The following is a 15,596-nucleotide window of genomic DNA, read 5'->3' as shown; positions in this document are numbered from 1 at the left end:
ATTATGCCAGTCGTATTTTTATGACAGGCTGTCAGTTCAGGATCACAAGCCTGTCACTATTTGGTCGATAAGGCAGCAAGGTATTGATGGACAGCGCTAAAATCAGCTCTTCCCAACCCAGCCTGATCCGCAGCTTCGAACTGTGCCTTGGCAGCCTCTGCCATGGGCAGTCTCTTCCCTGCATTAGTGTAAGATGCCGTTGCTAAACGCAGATCTTTAAGCATTAACTCGAGTGGGAATTCAGCAGGATATTCATTACTGCGGATGTTATCTGTCTTAAAAGCAGTGAAAGGTGCTGTTACTGGTAGTTTTGGCAAGGTGTTGAGCAGAAAGTCGGGATCTATTCCCAATTTCAGTCCTAATTGAATAGCCTCACTAAAAACTACCATAGCTTGTCCCAAGAGCATATTGACCACCATTTTAAATGCGCTGCCTTGGCCAACTTTCTCGAAAGGGATTATTTTTTGCCCCATTTGTAACAGAATATTTTCAAAAGGAGCTATGGTTTGGTGTGAAGCTCCAACGAAAAAACTCAATACTGCAGCTTCTGCCTGAGGTTTAGATCCGGCAACGGGGGCATCAATAAATAAGATGTTCTGCTCTTGAGCCATTACGGCTGCTTCCCTACTGAAATTAGGATCTACAGTAGAACAATCTATCCAAGTTGCTTCAGCTTTCATGTGAGACAACACTCCGTCCGAAGCAAAAAAAAGCTCCCTCACAGCAATGGGATCTGCAAGCATGCTAATAACAAGGTCCGCATCGCTGACCGCCTCGGCAATATTTGTGGCTACTTTAGCCCCTAAGGCCTTTAAGGGTTCTGTCTTTTCTAATGAGCGATTGTATACAATTAGCGGGGTCTTGTTCTTTAATAGGTTGGATGCCATTGCTTGCCCCATGATACCGAGGCCAATAAATGTGATATTCATAGTCGATAAGTTTAATACGACAAATATGAGCCAGCCAAACCGCAGAAAAAATGAACTAGTTCAAGAAAATAACTTTAAAGCGATTTTTTGATCTTGCTTAAAAATTCAGGCCGCATCCCTAAATAAGAGGCCAAGGCATATTGAGGAACAGCTGCCTCTATTTCTGGGTAGCGCGCATGAAACGCCAAATACCTGTCGGTGGCAGAGTCTCGTAAGTTGGAGAGCATTCTGTTTTGAGCAAAGGCAAAGGCCTTTTGAGCAGTCATTTTAAAATAGCGGTCGAATATTGGATACTCCTGGCAAAGTGCTTCTGTGGCCTCACGTTCCAATTGCAATATTGTTGTAGGACTTATGGCTTCTACATACAAATGACCGGGCTTTTGGGTAAGATAACTGTTGAAATCTGAAATAAACCAATCCTTAACAGCGAATTGAATGGTTTGTTCACTGCCATCCGCAGCAATAAAAAAGGAGCGCAAACAACCCTCTACCACATAGGTCTGATGCCTGCACACCATTCCCGGTTGCAACAGAAACTCTTTCTTAGTCAATTCTTTAGTTGAAAGTATATTTAGAAAAGCGCGTTCCTCTGCTGACGAGAGTGAAACATATCGTTTAATGTTAGCAATTATTCCTGCAGTTTCCACCATTTAAAAGTAATGGCTTCTGCTTAAAAACACTAAATTTAGCCCCTAAAATACTACCGTGGAAAGCATCAGTGTTTTCGATATGCTCAAAATAGGCGTTGGTCCTTCGAGCTCGCATACCTTAGGCCCTTGGAGGGCCGCTAACCGATGGATCAAGATCGCTAAGAAACGCGGTCATTTCAAACAGATCGATCAGGTAACCGTTAATCTTTATGGCTCTTTGTCTTTGACCGGAAAAGGTCATGCTACAGACATTGCTGTGCTTTTAGGGCTCTGCGGATTTGACCCGGTGAGTTTCCCTACGGATAAGATCGATGCCGAGATAACACTGATAAGAGAAAACAAGACCCTGGCCCTGAACGGAGAGCGTCCATTGCAATTCGATATGGATAAACAGATCGTTTTCAATAGAGAGTTCTTACCCTTTCACCCCAACGGGATCGAATTTATAGGACTGCTCAATAACGGCAAGCTCTTTAAAAAGACCTTTTACAGTATTGGAGGTGGATTTGTAGTAGAAGAATCTCGCAAACGCGCTGCTGCCAAAAAAGAAGCTTTTAGTCATTTTCCCTATCCGATTCAGCGGGCAGATGAACTTCTTCAATATTGTCAGTCATTGGGCAAGAAAGTATCAGAAGTAGTCTACCAGAATGAACTCTCACTCCGCAGTCCGGAGCAAATAGATGCAGATTTCAAGGCAGTTTGGGACGTGATGTTGGAGTCCATGTATATAGGCTGCCATACAGAAGGCGTGCTACCTGGTGGACTGAATGTACGCAGACGAGCCTATGATTCTCATAAAAAACTCATCAGAAACACCAACTACAGCAATCCACAAGAATGGATCGCTGCCATCCGCGACGGAGAGGTGAAATTCCGCGAGATCTTAAAATGGGTAAGCTGTTTTGCCTTGGCGGTTAATGAGGTGAATGCTTCCTTAGGCCGAGTGGTAACGGCTCCTACCAATGGAAGCGCAGGAGTTATACCGGCTGTGCTGATGTATTATATGGTAATTGAGAACCACGACGCGAATTTTGACGATGTAAAACAGTTCTTATTAGTGGCCGGAGAAATTGGTAGTCTTTTTAAGAAAGGTGCGACCATATCTGCTGCCATGGGCGGCTGTCAAGCAGAGATCGGGGTGTCTTCTGCCATGGCTGCGGGAGCCCTTACCGAGATTATGGGAGGAAGTCCGGAACAAGTTTTAATGGCCTCAGAAATTGCTATGGAACATCATTTGGGACTTACTTGTGATCCTATAGCTGGCTTAGTTCAAATACCGTGTATAGAACGCAATGCCATGGGAGCGATTAAAGCCATTAATGCAAGTGAGATGGCTTTGGACAGCGATCCAAAGAACGCCAAGGTGCCTTTAGATAAGGTGATCAATACTATGTGGCAGACCGCAAACGACATGAATACCAAATACAAGGAGACCAGTGAAGGTGGTCTAGCGGTCAATGTAGCTCTATCAGACTGCTAGTCCTACTGCTCACAGCTTCCTTTGCGTCTGCTATCAATAAGACTCTGAATGCGCCAACCGTCGTTGGTTTGTATTAGCGTAAAGGCATTGGCTCCGCAGTGACTAAAATTACCATTGAGATAAAACCTGTACGGCGTCCAAACCTGAGCCAGATCTCCATCTATTTGAACAGCGTAATCCAACAGTTCTTCTTTCCACACCTGCTCTGCCGGCCGTTGTGCTATACCCTCCAAGAGTCTATCTACAGAACCAGTAACCAAACGCTTTTCGCCATTGGGCGTGGTATAAACCGTATAGGTAGGGACCTCTTTTAAAAGTACGGAACGCATCAAGGTGGTGTCGCCCTTGTGAAAGCCTTCGAAAAAAGTATCGATTACAGCTTTTGCATCCTCTTGGGTAAAATCTTGAGCTTGCAGGCTAAAACTAAAACTCAGCAGCAGCAATAAGGTAATTCGTTGTATCATATTAATAATTGAATTGTAGACTATACGAATCCGTGTCGTTCGGTTTCCTGTTAAAATTAGTACTTTTATTGCCTAAAACCTTATTAAATGTCTACGGCCAAAAAAGAATACAAAAGAATAACCACCAAAACCTTGGTGGATATGAAGCACAACGGTGAGAAGATCTCCATGCTCACTGCTTATGATTATACCATGGCACGCATTGTTGACGGTGCCGGTATCGATGTAATTCTGGTGGGAGATTCAGCTTCCAATGTTATGGCCGGACACGAAACTACCCTACCCATTACTTTAGATCAGATGATCTATCACGCCTCTTCTGTGGTTCGTGGTATCAATAGAAGTTTAGTTGTGGTAGACCTGCCTTTTGGAACCTATCAGTCCGATCCTAAAGAAGCCCTGCGCTCTGCTATCCGCATCATGAAAGAAAGCGGCGGTCATGCTGTAAAATTAGAAGGTGGGCGAGAGATCAAAGACTCCATTAAACGTATTCTTAATGCCGGTATTCCCGTGATGGGTCACTTAGGGCTAACACCACAGTCCATCTACAAGTTCGGGACCTATACCGTGCGTGCAAAAGACAAGGATGAGGCCGAAAAACTCAAAGAAGATGCGTTGATGCTAGAACGCATTGGTTGCTTCGCCATAGTTTTAGAAAAGGTTCCTGCTTCGCTAGCAGCAGAAGTTGCCAAGAGTGTTCAGATACCTATCATTGGTATTGGTGCTGGCCCGGGCTGCGACGGACAAGTTTTGGTGACACATGATATGCTGGGGATGACCTATGAATTCAATCCGCGTTTCTTACGCCGTTATTTGGATCTGTATTCGGAGATGACCAATGCCTTTTCCAAATATATAGACGACGTCAAATCTGGTGACTTTCCGAACGAGGACGAGCAATACTAAACCTTTCTGATGCGATCCACGCCGGAGAACATTGACATTATATACGAAGACAATCATCTGTTGGTGGTCAACAAACGCGCCGGCGATCTGGTTCAGGGCGATCAAACTGGCGATGAACCCCTTGTAGAGATAGCCAAAGCCTATATTGGCAATAAATACAACAAACCCGGAAAGGTGTTTTTGGGAGTTGTACATCGCTTGGACAGGCCCACAAGTGGCGTTGTGGTCTTTGCCAGAACTTCTAAAGCCCTGAGCAGGCTAAACGCAATGTTCCAAAAGCGAGAAACCGAAAAGACCTATTGGGCTGTAGTTGAGCATTCCCCTGAGGCAAAGCAGGCGCAACTGACTCATTTTTTGGTTCGCAATCCGAAGCAAAACAAATCCTATGCCCATCCCAAAGAAGTGGCAAACAGTAAACAAGCATCTTTGAGCTATAAAGTGCTGGCGCAGTTAAAGAATTATACGGCTTTAGAAATAGAACTTCACACCGGGAGGCATCACCAGATCCGAACACAATTGGCGGCAATTGGCTGTGTGATCAAAGGAGACTTGAAATATGGTGCTAAAAGATCCAATCCAGATGGAAGCATACATTTGCACGCTTACCGTTTGGCCTTGATCCACCCTGTTAAGAAAACACCGCTTGATTTCTTGGCTATACCCAATACTGCGGACCCAATTTGGGCTGCGCTTATTGAATCTGATAAAGCCCGTGCTTAAGGGCGTAAATAACCAGACCTACCCTATTTTTAATGTGTAAACGCGTAAAGAGTTCGTGTCGATAACCGTCGATGGTTTTTGGACTCAGGTTCATTTTTTCGGCGATTTCCTTATAGGTCATTTCGGTACAAGCTAGGCTTATAAAAATACGCTCGTTCTCTTTTAAATGGTGCTCTGGCTTTTCTTTGGACGGATTCAACGATTGCAAGAGTGTGGCCGCGACCTTTTCTGAATGATAATAGCCTTTGTGGAGCACCTCTAACAAGGCTTCTCTAAGTTTATCCGGGTGAATATCCTTAAGCAGATAACCGTTGGCTCCGCAGCGTAACATACGTAAAATGGTCTCTTCGTCATCGTCCATGGAGAGCGCAAGCACTTTGATGTCCTTACGGTATGAACTGAGCCAATTGGCGGTCTCAAAACCGTCCATTACGGGCATGTTTATGTCGAGTAAGACTACATCTGGCTGAACATTTGATGCTTTTAATTGCTGCTGAAAGTCCGCACCGTTCTTAGCGTGGAACAAGACGTTGAATTCGCCAAAAGACTCTAGTAGTTTGGCAAGAGAACCGGCAAAAAGCAGGTGGTCATCAACGATTACGATATTGTGTTTAGTTTTGGCGGTCATTGTCTTTATAAGGGTATTCTAGGGTTAGGGTAACTCCTCGGCCTTGCTCGGAATCCAAATCCAACTGGGCATTGATCAAGGCGGCGCGACTTTTCATATTTAAAAGTCCGTTGCTGCCGCGAATGTCTGTTTGGCTGAATCCTATACCGTCATCACTTGCCTTTACTAGCAATCTGTGGGGCTCAAAGTTTAAATTTACAAATAAATTATCGGCCTTGGCATGCTTGATCACATTGCTAAAGAACTCTTGCAGAATACGATAGATGATAATCTCGTCCTTGGCGTTTATGCAGCACTCCTCGCCTGAAACGCTCAGCTGGGCATTCAAAAAGTTCATACGATTGAACCGGTCTATCTCTCGCTTGATGGAATTGATAAGTCCGTCATTTAGAATCGCATCTTTGTTTAACGAGCGGGAAAGGTTGCGGATTTCCTTGAGACTCTCCCCTACGATGCCTTTGGTCTCTTTGAGTTGTGGCCTGTCTGCTTCGTCCAATTTAGGTTCGAGCATATTGAGCTGTATATTGGCGACTGATAAGAGTTGGCCCACATTATCGTGAAGTTCCCAGGCGATGTTCTTAAAGGTTTGCTCTTGTATTTCTAGGCGGGAATTCGCAAGCTCACTTTCAAATTTCTTCTCTGCTTCCAGTTGTGCTAATATGAGTTTATTCTTTCTGTGAATGAATACGGAAAAAAAACGGATCGCTACAACCACTATTATTAATAGAACAGAAGCGATATAGACTATTAACAGTATTAATTCTGATTCGGTTTGCATAATAAAAATCCTAATGTGAAAATACCGTACATTATAATGTTCGCAATAGCCAGAGCTATAATGTAGAAGTTGTCGAATATCTTGCTACTATCAACTTGATAATAATATCTGCTGTAGATGAACAAAGGTGTAACACATAGATAATAAAGCAGAGATCCAACAGAGATGTAAAACGTAAGCGAAGTACTGAATCTTAGAATATTATCACTTTGTAACAACTCGAAATAATAAAAGAGTATCGAGATCAATATCAAAATAGACCCAGCTATATAGGTGAATTTTGAGATGGTTGTAAAATACACATCTGTCAAAATGAAGTTTAGCATTGCTCCAACGACAAAAACAAAGATTAGAAGCTGGATAATTTTGGCTAGAAAACCTCTTTTTAAACGCGATCTGAAATAAGCAGCGAAGAAGGCAAAAGTAACTACTAATTGAATGTTGTGAATCCAAAAATTATTTTCGAAAGGTGTACCTTGTAATGAAGAGAAAAGCTCAATATCTCCAGATACTACTAAAGGGAATACTATAGAAATAACTTCTGTGAAGAATACAAAAAATAGAACGTATACCAAATACTTAGTATACGTTCCGACTTTATGTTTTTTGATATGATATAAGCCAGCGAGGGCCGCAATCAACTCTAAACACATTATTAAAAAAATAATACCGTACTCCATTAATAATTCTTTGGAGGGAATCCAGCAGTAATTGTATTATACGGTTGAATATCATAGTTGTTATCTGAATTCTTAGCGTCTGACATGGTTGCGCTGAGAAAAACAGTTGCTAGATCTGAATTCATATTGTTGTAAGCTGCAAAGTACAGCCGTACTCCCGGATTGCTAATGCCATTTTTCTTCGACTCTGATTTTACATAATCCAGAAATTCTTCTAGTTCTGCTATATTGAAAACCATTTCGCGAGCATCTTGTTGTCCTCCTCTGGCTTGTGTTATAGCGGGTTCGCGGGTATTAACCCAATTGTCTTGAAGCTGTCTGGCTTGTTGTACTGTAATACACTTGGCAGGTATGGCCATATTCTATTTTTTTTAGTTATAACTCTTTAAAGTTTATAAAAAGCAACGGGTAATTCAAAGCATTACCGGAAAAAAAGGGAAAATCCCCTCTAGGCTGATTCAAGATAAATAAAGGGTTTAAATAAAGTACAGGGTTTATCCTCTTGTAGCTTAAGCCAATAGCGTCTACCTTTAACAAAAAGACAATTATGAGAACGCTAAGACATCGATCCCAAGGCTCCGACGTTCACACCTTAGAAGAAATGCTTGTCGCTTTAGGTTATCGCGTCAAGATCTCGGAATTCTTTGGTCTGGATACCCAGAAAGCCGTTATGGACTTTCAATCGCAAAACAATTTGGTGGTAGATGGCATTGTGGGTCCAAAGACCTGGTCGGTACTAATTGCAGCGCACGATAATTTAACACGCTTTAACGATAAGTTCTTAGCCGAACAAGACCTTATAGATTTTGCTTCTCGTTACAACCTGGAACTGGCTGCAGTAAAGGCTGTGAACGAAATAGAAAGTAGCGGTAAAGGATTCCTTTTAGATGGCCGACCGCGCATCTTATTCGAAGGGCATATCTTTTGGAAGCAATTGGCGAAACGCGGTTTGAGACCAGAGGATTTTATGGAGGACAGAACGGCCAATGTACTTTACAAGTCTTGGACAAAAGCTTTTTACGAAGGCGGTGAGCAAGAATACGACCGTTTGGAAAAAGCAGCGGGAATGAGCGATTTGGACGCAGTTCACGACGCAGCCTACTGCTCAGCTTCTTACGGGGCCTTTCAGATCATGGGATTTCACTACGACCTCTTGGGGTATCAAAATGTCGATACTTATGTAGCTCATATATACACCCACGAAAGAGCTCATTTAGAGGCTTTTGGCAGTTTTTGCTTAGCGAATAATTTGATCAGACATTTACAGTCTAAAAATTGGACTGCCTTTGCTCGTGGTTATAACGGACCAGGCTTCGCTCAGAATAAATACGATATTAAGCTAGAAAAGGCCTACCAGAAATACAAAAGTCTTTAAGTTGTAGTTTTTAGTCTAAACTGTAAAGTTGTTCCCGGAATCTGTTGTGCTAACACACTAATCGCATCCGGCATTAATTGTAAGATACGCGCGTATCCTCCTGTAGTTTGTGCGTCTCGCATTAGTACTATAAGTTCTCCTCCTGGTGTCAACTGTACCGTTCCTGCTTGTACAGGCCCAGTTAGGATCCCATCTGAATGTAAGCCAGGTGTAGGATTAAAACGATATCCCATACGGTTTATATTTCTGCTGAGTGTATGCGAGCTATTCCACAGTATTTCCTTTTGTTCTAGGCTGAGTCTGTCGTATTCCGGCCCTGGTGTAACTTCAATGTGCTCAGTTTGGAAAATATGAGCAATGGACTTAACTCGCGACAAACTCGGCACCTCTATGCTGTGGTTTTTATTGAACTTGAGTTTGTCCCCTCGTTCTAACCTAATATGATTAGTGATACCCGGACAATAGGATCTACTTCCCAAAACCCGCTCAGAATCAAAGCCGCCTGCTATAGCAAGATATCCAAAATTGGTAGCTGCCAGGGAGTTTATGCTCAGTAGTTGTCCAGACTTGACCTTATGAGCCCTGAACAGTGATTTTGGTTCTCCATCGATCACGAGCTCGAAATTTTGTCCGGTAACAGCAATTACGGCATCGGCATCGAATTGCAAGCTCGGCCCTCTTTGGTAAAATTCCAAGACCGCGTCTTCTGGAGTATTTTGCACCAACTCTTTGGCCATTCCGGCACTAAAGCTATCCATAGGACCGCTCCAAGGAACTCCAAAACTGCGATAGCCAAACCGCCCGGCATCTTGCAAGCTCGATAATAACCCTGGATGAATGACTGTAATCATGTCAATTCCGTTTTTAGAAGTTCATAGCTTCCTTTAGCAACTTCTTGCTCAATAGCATGATACTCTTTGAGATCTACTGGTACAAAGCGGATGAGTTGTCCTGCAAAAAAGGGACTCGGCCTGTCATCGTTTCGCGGATCGAACACAGGTACCGGACATCGGCCTATGATCTTCCAACCCCCTGGACTATGGCTGGGATATATTCCTGTTTGAGACCCAGCAATACCAACAGAACCAGCGGGAACATGAGTTCTTGGCACCGCTAGTCTTGGACTGTGTAGGGCTTTGTTGAGTCCTCCCAAATAAATGAAGCCCGGTAAAAATCCGCAGAAATAGATATGATAATCCACCTCACTGTGTAACTTGATGAGTTCCTGCTTGCTCATTTGCTTTTCTTGGGCGAGTTCTTCGAGGTCCATGGCGAGTTGTGTGTCATAACACACTGGCAAATCCCAACGCATACTTGGCGGTAAGGGACTTACCTCATTTAAACTAATGGTCTCTTCCAACTCCGCTTTTAAGGCATTTGGAGAATGCCCTGGTTTTAAGTGTAAGGCAATGGCATTATAGGTTATGACTGTTTCTGCGATCTGATCTGCGAATAATTTGGACAATTTCCGGTAAGCCAACAGCTCGGCATGGATCTCAGGACTAATTAGCTGTGGCCATTCTATAAGCAGTGTCTGTGGGCCAAAAGATCTGATCTTTAAACTGTTCATATTGCCAATTGCATATTATTCGCCGCCATTTGCTGGTGAATATGAGTTAATAAATCCAAAGCCCCTGGGGAATCGCTATGCACACAGAATGTTTTGGCCTTTATTGGGATCATGGTTCCCTGTACACTGCGGATGTGCCCTTGCTTTACAAGCATTTCCAATTGCTGCCAAGCCTCGGATGGGTCAGTTATCAGTGCGGTAGCTAAGCTTCTGGACACTAAAGTATAATCGGCATTATAGCGGCGGTCTATAAAAGCTTCTGGAATAATCTCCAGATCGCTTGCCAAGGAATCCAAGACGCCACCAGGCAAGGTGTATAGTGGTAATTTTTGATCGATGGAATGCACGACCTCAACGATAACTTTTGCGGTCTGTAGATTCTTAGCGGCTTGGTTGTAAAGCGCACCATGGGGTTTGATATGATGCGCTTGTATATCAAGTTCCGAACAACAGCTAAAGAACAGTTCTAATTGGCTTAAAAGCTCGTCTTTTAGGCGCTCAACTTCTATGTTCATGACCTTTCGACCAAAATTGGCTTTGTCTGGATAAGCCGGGTGTGCCCCTACTTTAATTCCTGCTTTGCGAGCTATAGCTAAAGTCTTTAAAACACTGTCCCTGTCTCCATAATGACCGCCACAAGCCACATTGCAACTGCTTAGCAATGGAATGATCTCTGCTTCGGTAGCAATGCCCTCGCCTACATCTGCGTTTAGGTCTATGCTATAATTTAAGCCAGCCATGTGGTAATGAGTTTGTAAAGTGTTCTGCCACTAAGTAACACGCATATTAGAATGATCAACAATCCTAATAAGTTTTGCAGCTTAGTGTTCACAAATTGACCTAATAGACCTTTTTTATTGACAGCCCAAAGTAAAAAGATCGCTATAAGCGGTAAGACGATCCCGTTGGCTATTTGGGCAAACTGAATGATGGCTATAGGGCTACTCCCGCTAAGGGCAAAAAATACACCGACAAATAGTACCATCATCCAAACACTGCGGAATCTTAAATCCTTTAGTCCAGCGTCCCATCCGAAGCAACCTCTAGCCACATAAGCAGCCGCCAAAGGCGCTGTGATAGCCGAAGTAATCCCCGCGGCAAAGAGTGCTAGGGCTATAAAATATTTGGCAAAGCCTCCTAGTAGTGGTTCTAGACCCTTGCCAAGATCGGCAGCCGAATTAACCGACATGCCTTGCAGTGCTGCTCCGCAGAGTAAAATGGCCATAGACACCAAGCCACCCACACCAACAGCAATTAGCGTGTCCTTGCGCACCCATCCCAGATCTGAACTCGATTGCCATTTTTCACTGACCAATGCTGCGTGCAAAAACAAATTGTAAGGCACTACTGTGGTTCCAATTAGCGCTATGATGGTAAATATACTGTCTTGAGGCGCGGACGGGATCAATAAGCCTTTGAGTAAGGATAAGAGGTCTGGTCCGGTCAGTACGGCTGTAATTAGAAAGCAAAGACTCATCAGCAAAACCAAGCCCATAAGTACGCGCTCCAAAAGCTTGTAAGTCCCCAAATAAAGCAAGATAAAGGCCACCAGGCCAATAACGATCACCAAGGATTCTAAGGGAAATCCGAATAAACTGAATTGCGTATTGGGAATCAACTCGCGCAAACCTAAGACACCGCCGCTTATATTTCCTGCCTCATAAGCACTATTGCCAATAATAATGGCGGCAAACACTAAGATCAACGCTGTATTTCTGAGCCCTGAATTGCTGAGTTGCGATCGGATAGCTTCTGCCAGGCCTTTACCAGTGATTAAACCTAAACGAGCAGCCATCTCTTGCAGTACGATAGTTGCGAGCATGGAAAGCAGCAGTGCCCAGAGTAAGTTCATGCCAAAATTCACTCCCGCTAAGGTGCAAACAGTTACAGTCCCAGGGCCAATAAAAGCAGCAGCGATCAAGGTCGCTGGGCCAATTTTCTTATACCAAGCTTTACGCATCGCACTAAAGTTAAAAAATAAAAAAAGGAGCTCTGTATGGAGCTCCTTTTTATTTTCGTCGAAATGGAAATTACATTTTCACGTCTTCCAGTTCTACTTCTTTAGCATCTTTATCTACCAATTTCACCTCGTCAAAGCCCATGTCCTTGAACTGTGCGTACTGGGTAGCGGCGTCACCAACTACTAAGTAAAGCATGCGGTTCTCGTCCAATAGCTTATTGGCAAGCTCCTTGTGCTGTTCTAAAGTCATATTATTGATGATAGCTTCTTCCTGCTCGATGTAATTAGGAGCTAAGCCGTAGTTGCTCATTTCAGAAAGCATTCCCAATAATGAGAATTGAGTCTCAAAACGACGCGCATTAGACTTGATCATAGCGTTCTTAGTGAACTCAAGGTCTTCTTCTGAAATTCCTTCTTTGTAAGCCTTGATCTGATCTCTAAAGATCTCAACAGATTCACCAGTGGTGTTGGTTCTTACACTAGAACTCGCGTTAAAGGTTCCAGGGATTTTAGTACCGCTAAAACCAGAGCGCGCTCCATAAGTATAACCTTTCTCCTCACGAAGGATCAGGTTCACATTACCAGAGAACGAGCCTCCGAGTTTGTAGTTCATCACCTCTGCCGGATAGAAATCTGGATTGTCTCTTGCCATAGACAAGTAACCAATGTTGATCACCGATTGCTTGGCGTTTGGAATATCTACAAAAGCAAGGGTTGACTTATCGCGAGAAGTGTCTACCGGGAATTCTGGGATTGTTACTTCCTTAGCTGCCCAGTTAGATTCCAAACTGTTTAGCGCGGCTATAGTTTGATCTTGATCGATCTTACCAACAATTAAGAAGCGACTAATAGAAGGTGAAAAGTTCTTCTGGTAGAAGGCCTTTAGGTCGTCCATAGTAATTGCCTCTACAGATTCCACAGTACCACTAGTTGGGTAAGCAAATGGGTGTCCTTCTCCGTAAAGCATCTTGTTCCATACGCGGTTTGCTACTGCATTAGGGTTAGCATCAGAACGCTTAATACTGTTAATAGTAGCTGTTTTGATACGGTTGAATTCCGCCTCATCCCAACGTGGCTCTAATAGGATCTCCTCTACCAAAGCCATCAACTTATCAAAGTTTCTCACCAAGGTATTTCCTTGTACCACGATAGATTCACGTGTAGTGTACATGTTTAGACTCGCTCCAAGCAATTCGATCTCTTCTTCTAATTCCTGCGGAGTCTTGTTGGCGGTTCCTTCCATCATGATATCGCTCATTAGGTTGGCAACACCGTTTTTAGAAAGATCGTCAAGTAGGTGTCCTCCCTCGATGATCAGGCTAAAGTTTACTGTCGGGATCTCATCTTGAGAAATTCCGTAAACCATCATGCCGTTATCTAGTTCAGACTTCCAGCTTGTAGGAATATTAAGTGCAGGAGCGTCGCCAGCTTCTGGTTCTACAGAACGGTCAAAGGCAGAAGGCGTCTTAGCGATCTCTTCTTCTGTATCAACGATCTCACGAGTAACATTCTCTTTGATCTCCTCTTCTACTACCGGAGCTACCTCAGAATTGTTCGCAGCCAATTCTGGCTTTCCTTTTGGCACAAAACTGGTCAATACATACGGCTTGTCCTTGATGTACGTATTGTAAACTCGCATTACGTCTTCTTTGGTCACGCTCTGGATATTCTCCAAGTCTTTCTTGTAGAATTCAGGATCTCCAGCAAAAACATTGTACTGCGCCAAGTTGAATGACTTTCCAAGTACACTGCTGATCTGATTGTAGAAATCTGTCTCTAGGCTTGCCTTGATACGCTCAATGTCGCGGTCAGTAACTCCTTGCTCTTCGAACATAGCGAAGGCCTCGAAGATCGCATCTTCTACCTCTTGAAGTGTCTTACCTTCGTTAGCGGTAATGATGATTCTAAAGGCACCTGCAATTTCTTGAGAGTTGTTAAAAGCTGTTGTGCGAGAGGTCAATTCCTTTTCCTCTACCAATACCTTATACAACGGAGCTTTCTTTCCTTGTGACAACAACTGCCCTAAGAAATCCAAGGCGTAAGCATCGTCTGTATATTGCTGAAGTGTTGGGTAAACCATGTTAAGCTGAGGCGCTGTAGCGAAGTTGTCTTCGTGCATTAAACGCTTGGTAGCATCTAAAGTAACAGGCATAGGCTCTAGTGGCGCTACCTCTTGACGTTTTTTGATCTCGCCAAAGTACTTCTCGATCATTGGCTTGATCTCCTCTGTTTCGAAGTCTCCGGCAATAACGAGCGTAGCGTTATTTGGTCCGTAGTATTTGTCATAGAACTCACGAACATCCTCCACAGTGGCGTTCTGTAAGTCCACCAATTCTCCAATAACTTGCCAGTTATACGGGTGTCCTTCCGGGTAGATGTTCTTGTCGATAACCCAGCCAGTATGTCCGTAAGGATTGTTATCTACGCGCTGGCGCTTTTCGTTCTGAACTACTTCTTGTTGATTGTAGAAAGCTGATTCTGTCACCGTATTGATGAAGAATCCCATACGGTCACTTTCTAACCACATAATCTTTTCCAAAGCGTTCTTAGGAACAACTTCGTAATAGATGGTTCCATCCTTCCAGGTACCACCATTAAGTGTTCCTCCAACATCTTGAATCTTCTTGAAGAACTGATCTTGCCCCACGTTCTCTGACTCTTGGAACAACATATGCTCAAACAAGTGAGCAAAACCAGTTCGTCCGGTCTTTTCTCTGTTAGAACCAACACCGTATTGGATAGCCATAGATACGATAGGGTCACTCTTGTCCTGATGCAAGATTACATCCAGACCATTTTCTAGTTCGTACTTCTCGAATTCAAGAGTGAGATCGCTGTTTGCTGAATCTGCTGCTCCTCCCTCTTTACACGAAGTGGCAAAGACGAGCAGTGCTGCAGGAATTAACAACAGACTGCGTTTGATTGATTTTCGCATGATTGATTTTTTTTAAGTGGGTTAAAGATAGGTAATTCGGGTTTCCTTACTGCGGATGGAATTCTAAAATATCTGTTAAAAAGCCCGTAAATAAAGGCGTAAAACACTCCTCAAGTGAACCTATTTGACGGTCAACTGACCAAAATCATGTTTTAGGCGCTTAAAACAGCCTAAACTTGAAGAGCAACTATTAAACGCTTCAATATGGGAAGACATGACGTAGCAGGATTGACACAAAGTCAGGCAAAGGCCGAATTCTTAGCACATTTGCTCAACGATATCAAGGCCTTGGATCACCTGCTGGCCACAGGGCAAATCGAATCTGGAATTACCCGTATAGGAGCGGAACAAGAGTTTTGCTTAACTGATGCCCAATGGCAGCCTGCTCACAACGCTCCGGAGATCTTGGCTGAGATAACCGATCCGCATTTTACTTCCGAATTAGCTCGATATAACCTAGAGATCAACCTGGATCCCTTAAAGCTGGAAGGAAAATGTTTTAGCGAGATGGAATAAGCGTT

The 15,596-nt window shown here is 43.5% G+C and carries 16 protein-coding genes; 5 read left to right on the top strand and 11 right to left on the bottom strand.

Annotation, left to right across the window (positions count from 1 at the left end):
* Positions 1-56 precede the first annotated feature (56 nt).
* Positions 57-956 carry an NAD(P)-dependent oxidoreductase gene (locus tag BTO09_RS12545; RefSeq protein ID WP_255396802.1) on the bottom strand — a complete coding sequence of 300 codons (900 nt, stop codon included), beginning with the start codon at positions 954-956 and terminating at the stop codon, positions 57-59.
* Between the two features lie 47 nt (positions 957-1,003).
* Positions 1,004-1,579, bottom strand: coding sequence for a Crp/Fnr family transcriptional regulator (locus BTO09_RS12540; RefSeq protein ID WP_087525110.1), 576 nt, complete (start codon positions 1,577-1,579; stop codon positions 1,004-1,006).
* A gap of 55 nt (positions 1,580-1,634) precedes the next feature.
* Here BTO09_RS12540 and BTO09_RS12535 point away from each other — a divergent pair, with 55 nt between their 5' ends.
* The gene (locus BTO09_RS12535; protein ID WP_255396791.1) at positions 1,635-3,059 is read left to right on the top strand and encodes an L-serine ammonia-lyase; all 1,425 of its coding nucleotides are present in this window, start codon (positions 1,635-1,637) and stop codon (positions 3,057-3,059) included.
* A gap of 2 nt (positions 3,060-3,061) precedes the next feature.
* Here BTO09_RS12535 and BTO09_RS12530 read toward each other — a convergent pair whose 3' ends face one another.
* Positions 3,062-3,523, bottom strand: coding sequence for a nuclear transport factor 2 family protein (locus BTO09_RS12530; protein ID WP_087525109.1), 462 nt, complete (start codon positions 3,521-3,523; stop codon positions 3,062-3,064).
* A gap of 87 nt (positions 3,524-3,610) precedes the next feature.
* Here BTO09_RS12530 and panB point away from each other — a divergent pair, with 87 nt between their 5' ends.
* Together panB and BTO09_RS12520 are read left to right on the top strand one after the other, a co-directional pair.
* Positions 3,611-4,429 carry a 3-methyl-2-oxobutanoate hydroxymethyltransferase gene (gene panB, locus BTO09_RS12525; RefSeq protein ID WP_087525108.1) on the top strand — a complete coding sequence of 273 codons (819 nt, stop codon included), beginning with the start codon at positions 3,611-3,613 and terminating at the stop codon, positions 4,427-4,429.
* A gap of 9 nt (positions 4,430-4,438) precedes the next feature.
* A complete protein-coding gene (locus BTO09_RS12520) occupies positions 4,439-5,149 on the top strand; it encodes an RluA family pseudouridine synthase (RefSeq protein ID WP_087525107.1) in 711 nt (236 codons plus the stop codon).
* Here the strand turns inward: BTO09_RS12520 and BTO09_RS12515 are convergent.
* From BTO09_RS12515 to BTO09_RS12500, 3 genes are all read right to left on the bottom strand, one after another.
* Positions 5,121-5,777 (bottom strand): response regulator transcription factor, encoded by a 657-nt coding sequence (locus tag BTO09_RS12515; RefSeq protein ID WP_087525106.1) that lies wholly within the window; start codon positions 5,775-5,777, stop codon positions 5,121-5,123. The genes BTO09_RS12520 and BTO09_RS12515 overlap by 29 nt on opposite strands.
* Positions 5,761-6,555 (bottom strand): sensor histidine kinase, encoded by a 795-nt coding sequence (locus BTO09_RS12510; protein WP_087525105.1) that lies wholly within the window; start codon positions 6,553-6,555, stop codon positions 5,761-5,763. The genes BTO09_RS12515 and BTO09_RS12510 overlap by 17 nt, the downstream gene beginning before the upstream one ends.
* A 679-nt stretch (positions 6,556-7,234) precedes the next feature.
* Positions 7,235-7,594, bottom strand: a complete 360-nt coding sequence (locus BTO09_RS12500) for a hypothetical protein (protein ID WP_087525103.1) — start codon at positions 7,592-7,594, stop codon at positions 7,235-7,237.
* Positions 7,595-7,782: 188 nt separating this feature from the next.
* Here BTO09_RS12500 and BTO09_RS12495 point away from each other — a divergent pair, with 188 nt between their 5' ends.
* A complete protein-coding gene (locus tag BTO09_RS12495) occupies positions 7,783-8,610 on the top strand; it encodes an N-acetylmuramidase family protein (RefSeq protein ID WP_087525102.1) in 828 nt (275 codons plus the stop codon).
* Here BTO09_RS12495 and BTO09_RS12490 read toward each other — a convergent pair.
* The 5 genes from BTO09_RS12490 to BTO09_RS12470 all read right to left on the bottom strand — a co-directional run bounded on the left by BTO09_RS12490 (position 8,607) and on the right by BTO09_RS12470 (position 15,075).
* Complete coding sequence (locus tag BTO09_RS12490) at positions 8,607-9,461, bottom strand: biotin-dependent carboxyltransferase family protein (RefSeq protein WP_087525101.1); 855 nt, start codon at positions 9,459-9,461, stop codon at positions 8,607-8,609. The genes BTO09_RS12495 and BTO09_RS12490 overlap by 4 nt on opposite strands.
* On the bottom strand, positions 9,458-10,180 hold the full coding sequence (gene pxpB, locus BTO09_RS12485; RefSeq protein WP_087525100.1) for a 5-oxoprolinase subunit PxpB: 723 nt from the start codon (positions 10,178-10,180) through the stop codon (positions 9,458-9,460). Before pxpB ends, BTO09_RS12490 begins: the two co-directional genes overlap by 4 nt.
* Positions 10,177-10,920: a 5-oxoprolinase subunit PxpA gene (pxpA, locus tag BTO09_RS12480; RefSeq protein ID WP_087525099.1), complete on the bottom strand. Its 744-nt coding sequence runs from the start codon at positions 10,918-10,920 to the stop codon at positions 10,177-10,179. The genes pxpB and pxpA overlap by 4 nt, the downstream gene beginning before the upstream one ends.
* Positions 10,908-12,140 (bottom strand): Nramp family divalent metal transporter, encoded by a 1,233-nt coding sequence (locus BTO09_RS12475; protein WP_087525098.1) that lies wholly within the window; start codon positions 12,138-12,140, stop codon positions 10,908-10,910. The genes pxpA and BTO09_RS12475 overlap by 13 nt, the downstream gene beginning before the upstream one ends.
* 70 nt (positions 12,141-12,210) lie before the next feature.
* Entirely contained in the window at positions 12,211-15,075 is a 2,865-nt protein-coding gene (locus BTO09_RS12470) for a pitrilysin family protein (RefSeq protein WP_087525097.1), read from the bottom strand.
* Positions 15,076-15,279: 204 nt separating this feature from the next.
* On the opposite strand from BTO09_RS12470, the gene BTO09_RS12465 reads away from it, so the two are divergent.
* Positions 15,280-15,591: a hypothetical protein gene (locus tag BTO09_RS12465; protein WP_087525096.1), complete on the top strand. Its 312-nt coding sequence runs from the start codon at positions 15,280-15,282 to the stop codon at positions 15,589-15,591.
* Positions 15,592-15,596 lie beyond the last annotated feature (5 nt).

This window comes from Gilvibacter sp. SZ-19 (assembly GCF_002163875.1).
GTDB lineage: Bacteria > Bacteroidota > Bacteroidia > Flavobacteriales > Flavobacteriaceae > Gilvibacter.
This window is presented reverse-complemented; position numbering and strand designations above follow the sequence as displayed.

Excerpts from the sequence above, each read along its gene's own strand:
- BTO09_RS12540 (WP_087525110.1), bottom strand. The coding sequence starts at position 1,579 with ATGGTGGAAACTGCAGGAATAATTGCTAACATTAAACGATATGTTTCA.
- BTO09_RS12510 (WP_087525105.1), bottom strand. The coding sequence starts at position 6,555 with ATGCAAACCGAATCAGAATTAATACTGTTAATAGTCTATATCGCTTCT.
- BTO09_RS12500 (WP_087525103.1), bottom strand. The coding sequence starts at position 7,594 with ATGGCCATACCTGCCAAGTGTATTACAGTACAACAAGCCAGACAGCTT.
- BTO09_RS12515 (WP_087525106.1), bottom strand. The coding sequence starts at position 5,777 with ATGACCGCCAAAACTAAACACAATATCGTAATCGTTGATGACCACCTG.
- BTO09_RS12495 (WP_087525102.1), top strand. The coding sequence starts at position 7,783 with ATGAGAACGCTAAGACATCGATCCCAAGGCTCCGACGTTCACACCTTA.
- BTO09_RS12470 (WP_087525097.1), bottom strand. The coding sequence starts at position 15,075 with ATGCGAAAATCAATCAAACGCAGTCTGTTGTTAATTCCTGCAGCACTG.
- BTO09_RS12530 (WP_087525109.1), bottom strand. The coding sequence starts at position 3,523 with ATGATACAACGAATTACCTTATTGCTGCTGCTGAGTTTTAGTTTTAGC.
- BTO09_RS12475 (WP_087525098.1), bottom strand. The coding sequence starts at position 12,140 with ATGCGTAAAGCTTGGTATAAGAAAATTGGCCCAGCGACCTTGATCGCT.
- BTO09_RS12490 (WP_087525101.1), bottom strand. The coding sequence starts at position 9,461 with ATGATTACAGTCATTCATCCAGGGTTATTATCGAGCTTGCAAGATGCC.
- BTO09_RS12520 (WP_087525107.1), top strand. The coding sequence starts at position 4,439 with ATGCGATCCACGCCGGAGAACATTGACATTATATACGAAGACAATCAT.
- pxpA (WP_087525099.1), bottom strand. The coding sequence starts at position 10,920 with ATGGCTGGCTTAAATTATAGCATAGACCTAAACGCAGATGTAGGCGAG.
- panB (WP_087525108.1), top strand. The coding sequence starts at position 3,611 with ATGTCTACGGCCAAAAAAGAATACAAAAGAATAACCACCAAAACCTTG.
- pxpB (WP_087525100.1), bottom strand. The coding sequence starts at position 10,180 with ATGAACAGTTTAAAGATCAGATCTTTTGGCCCACAGACACTGCTTATA.
- BTO09_RS12465 (WP_087525096.1), top strand. The coding sequence starts at position 15,280 with ATGGGAAGACATGACGTAGCAGGATTGACACAAAGTCAGGCAAAGGCC.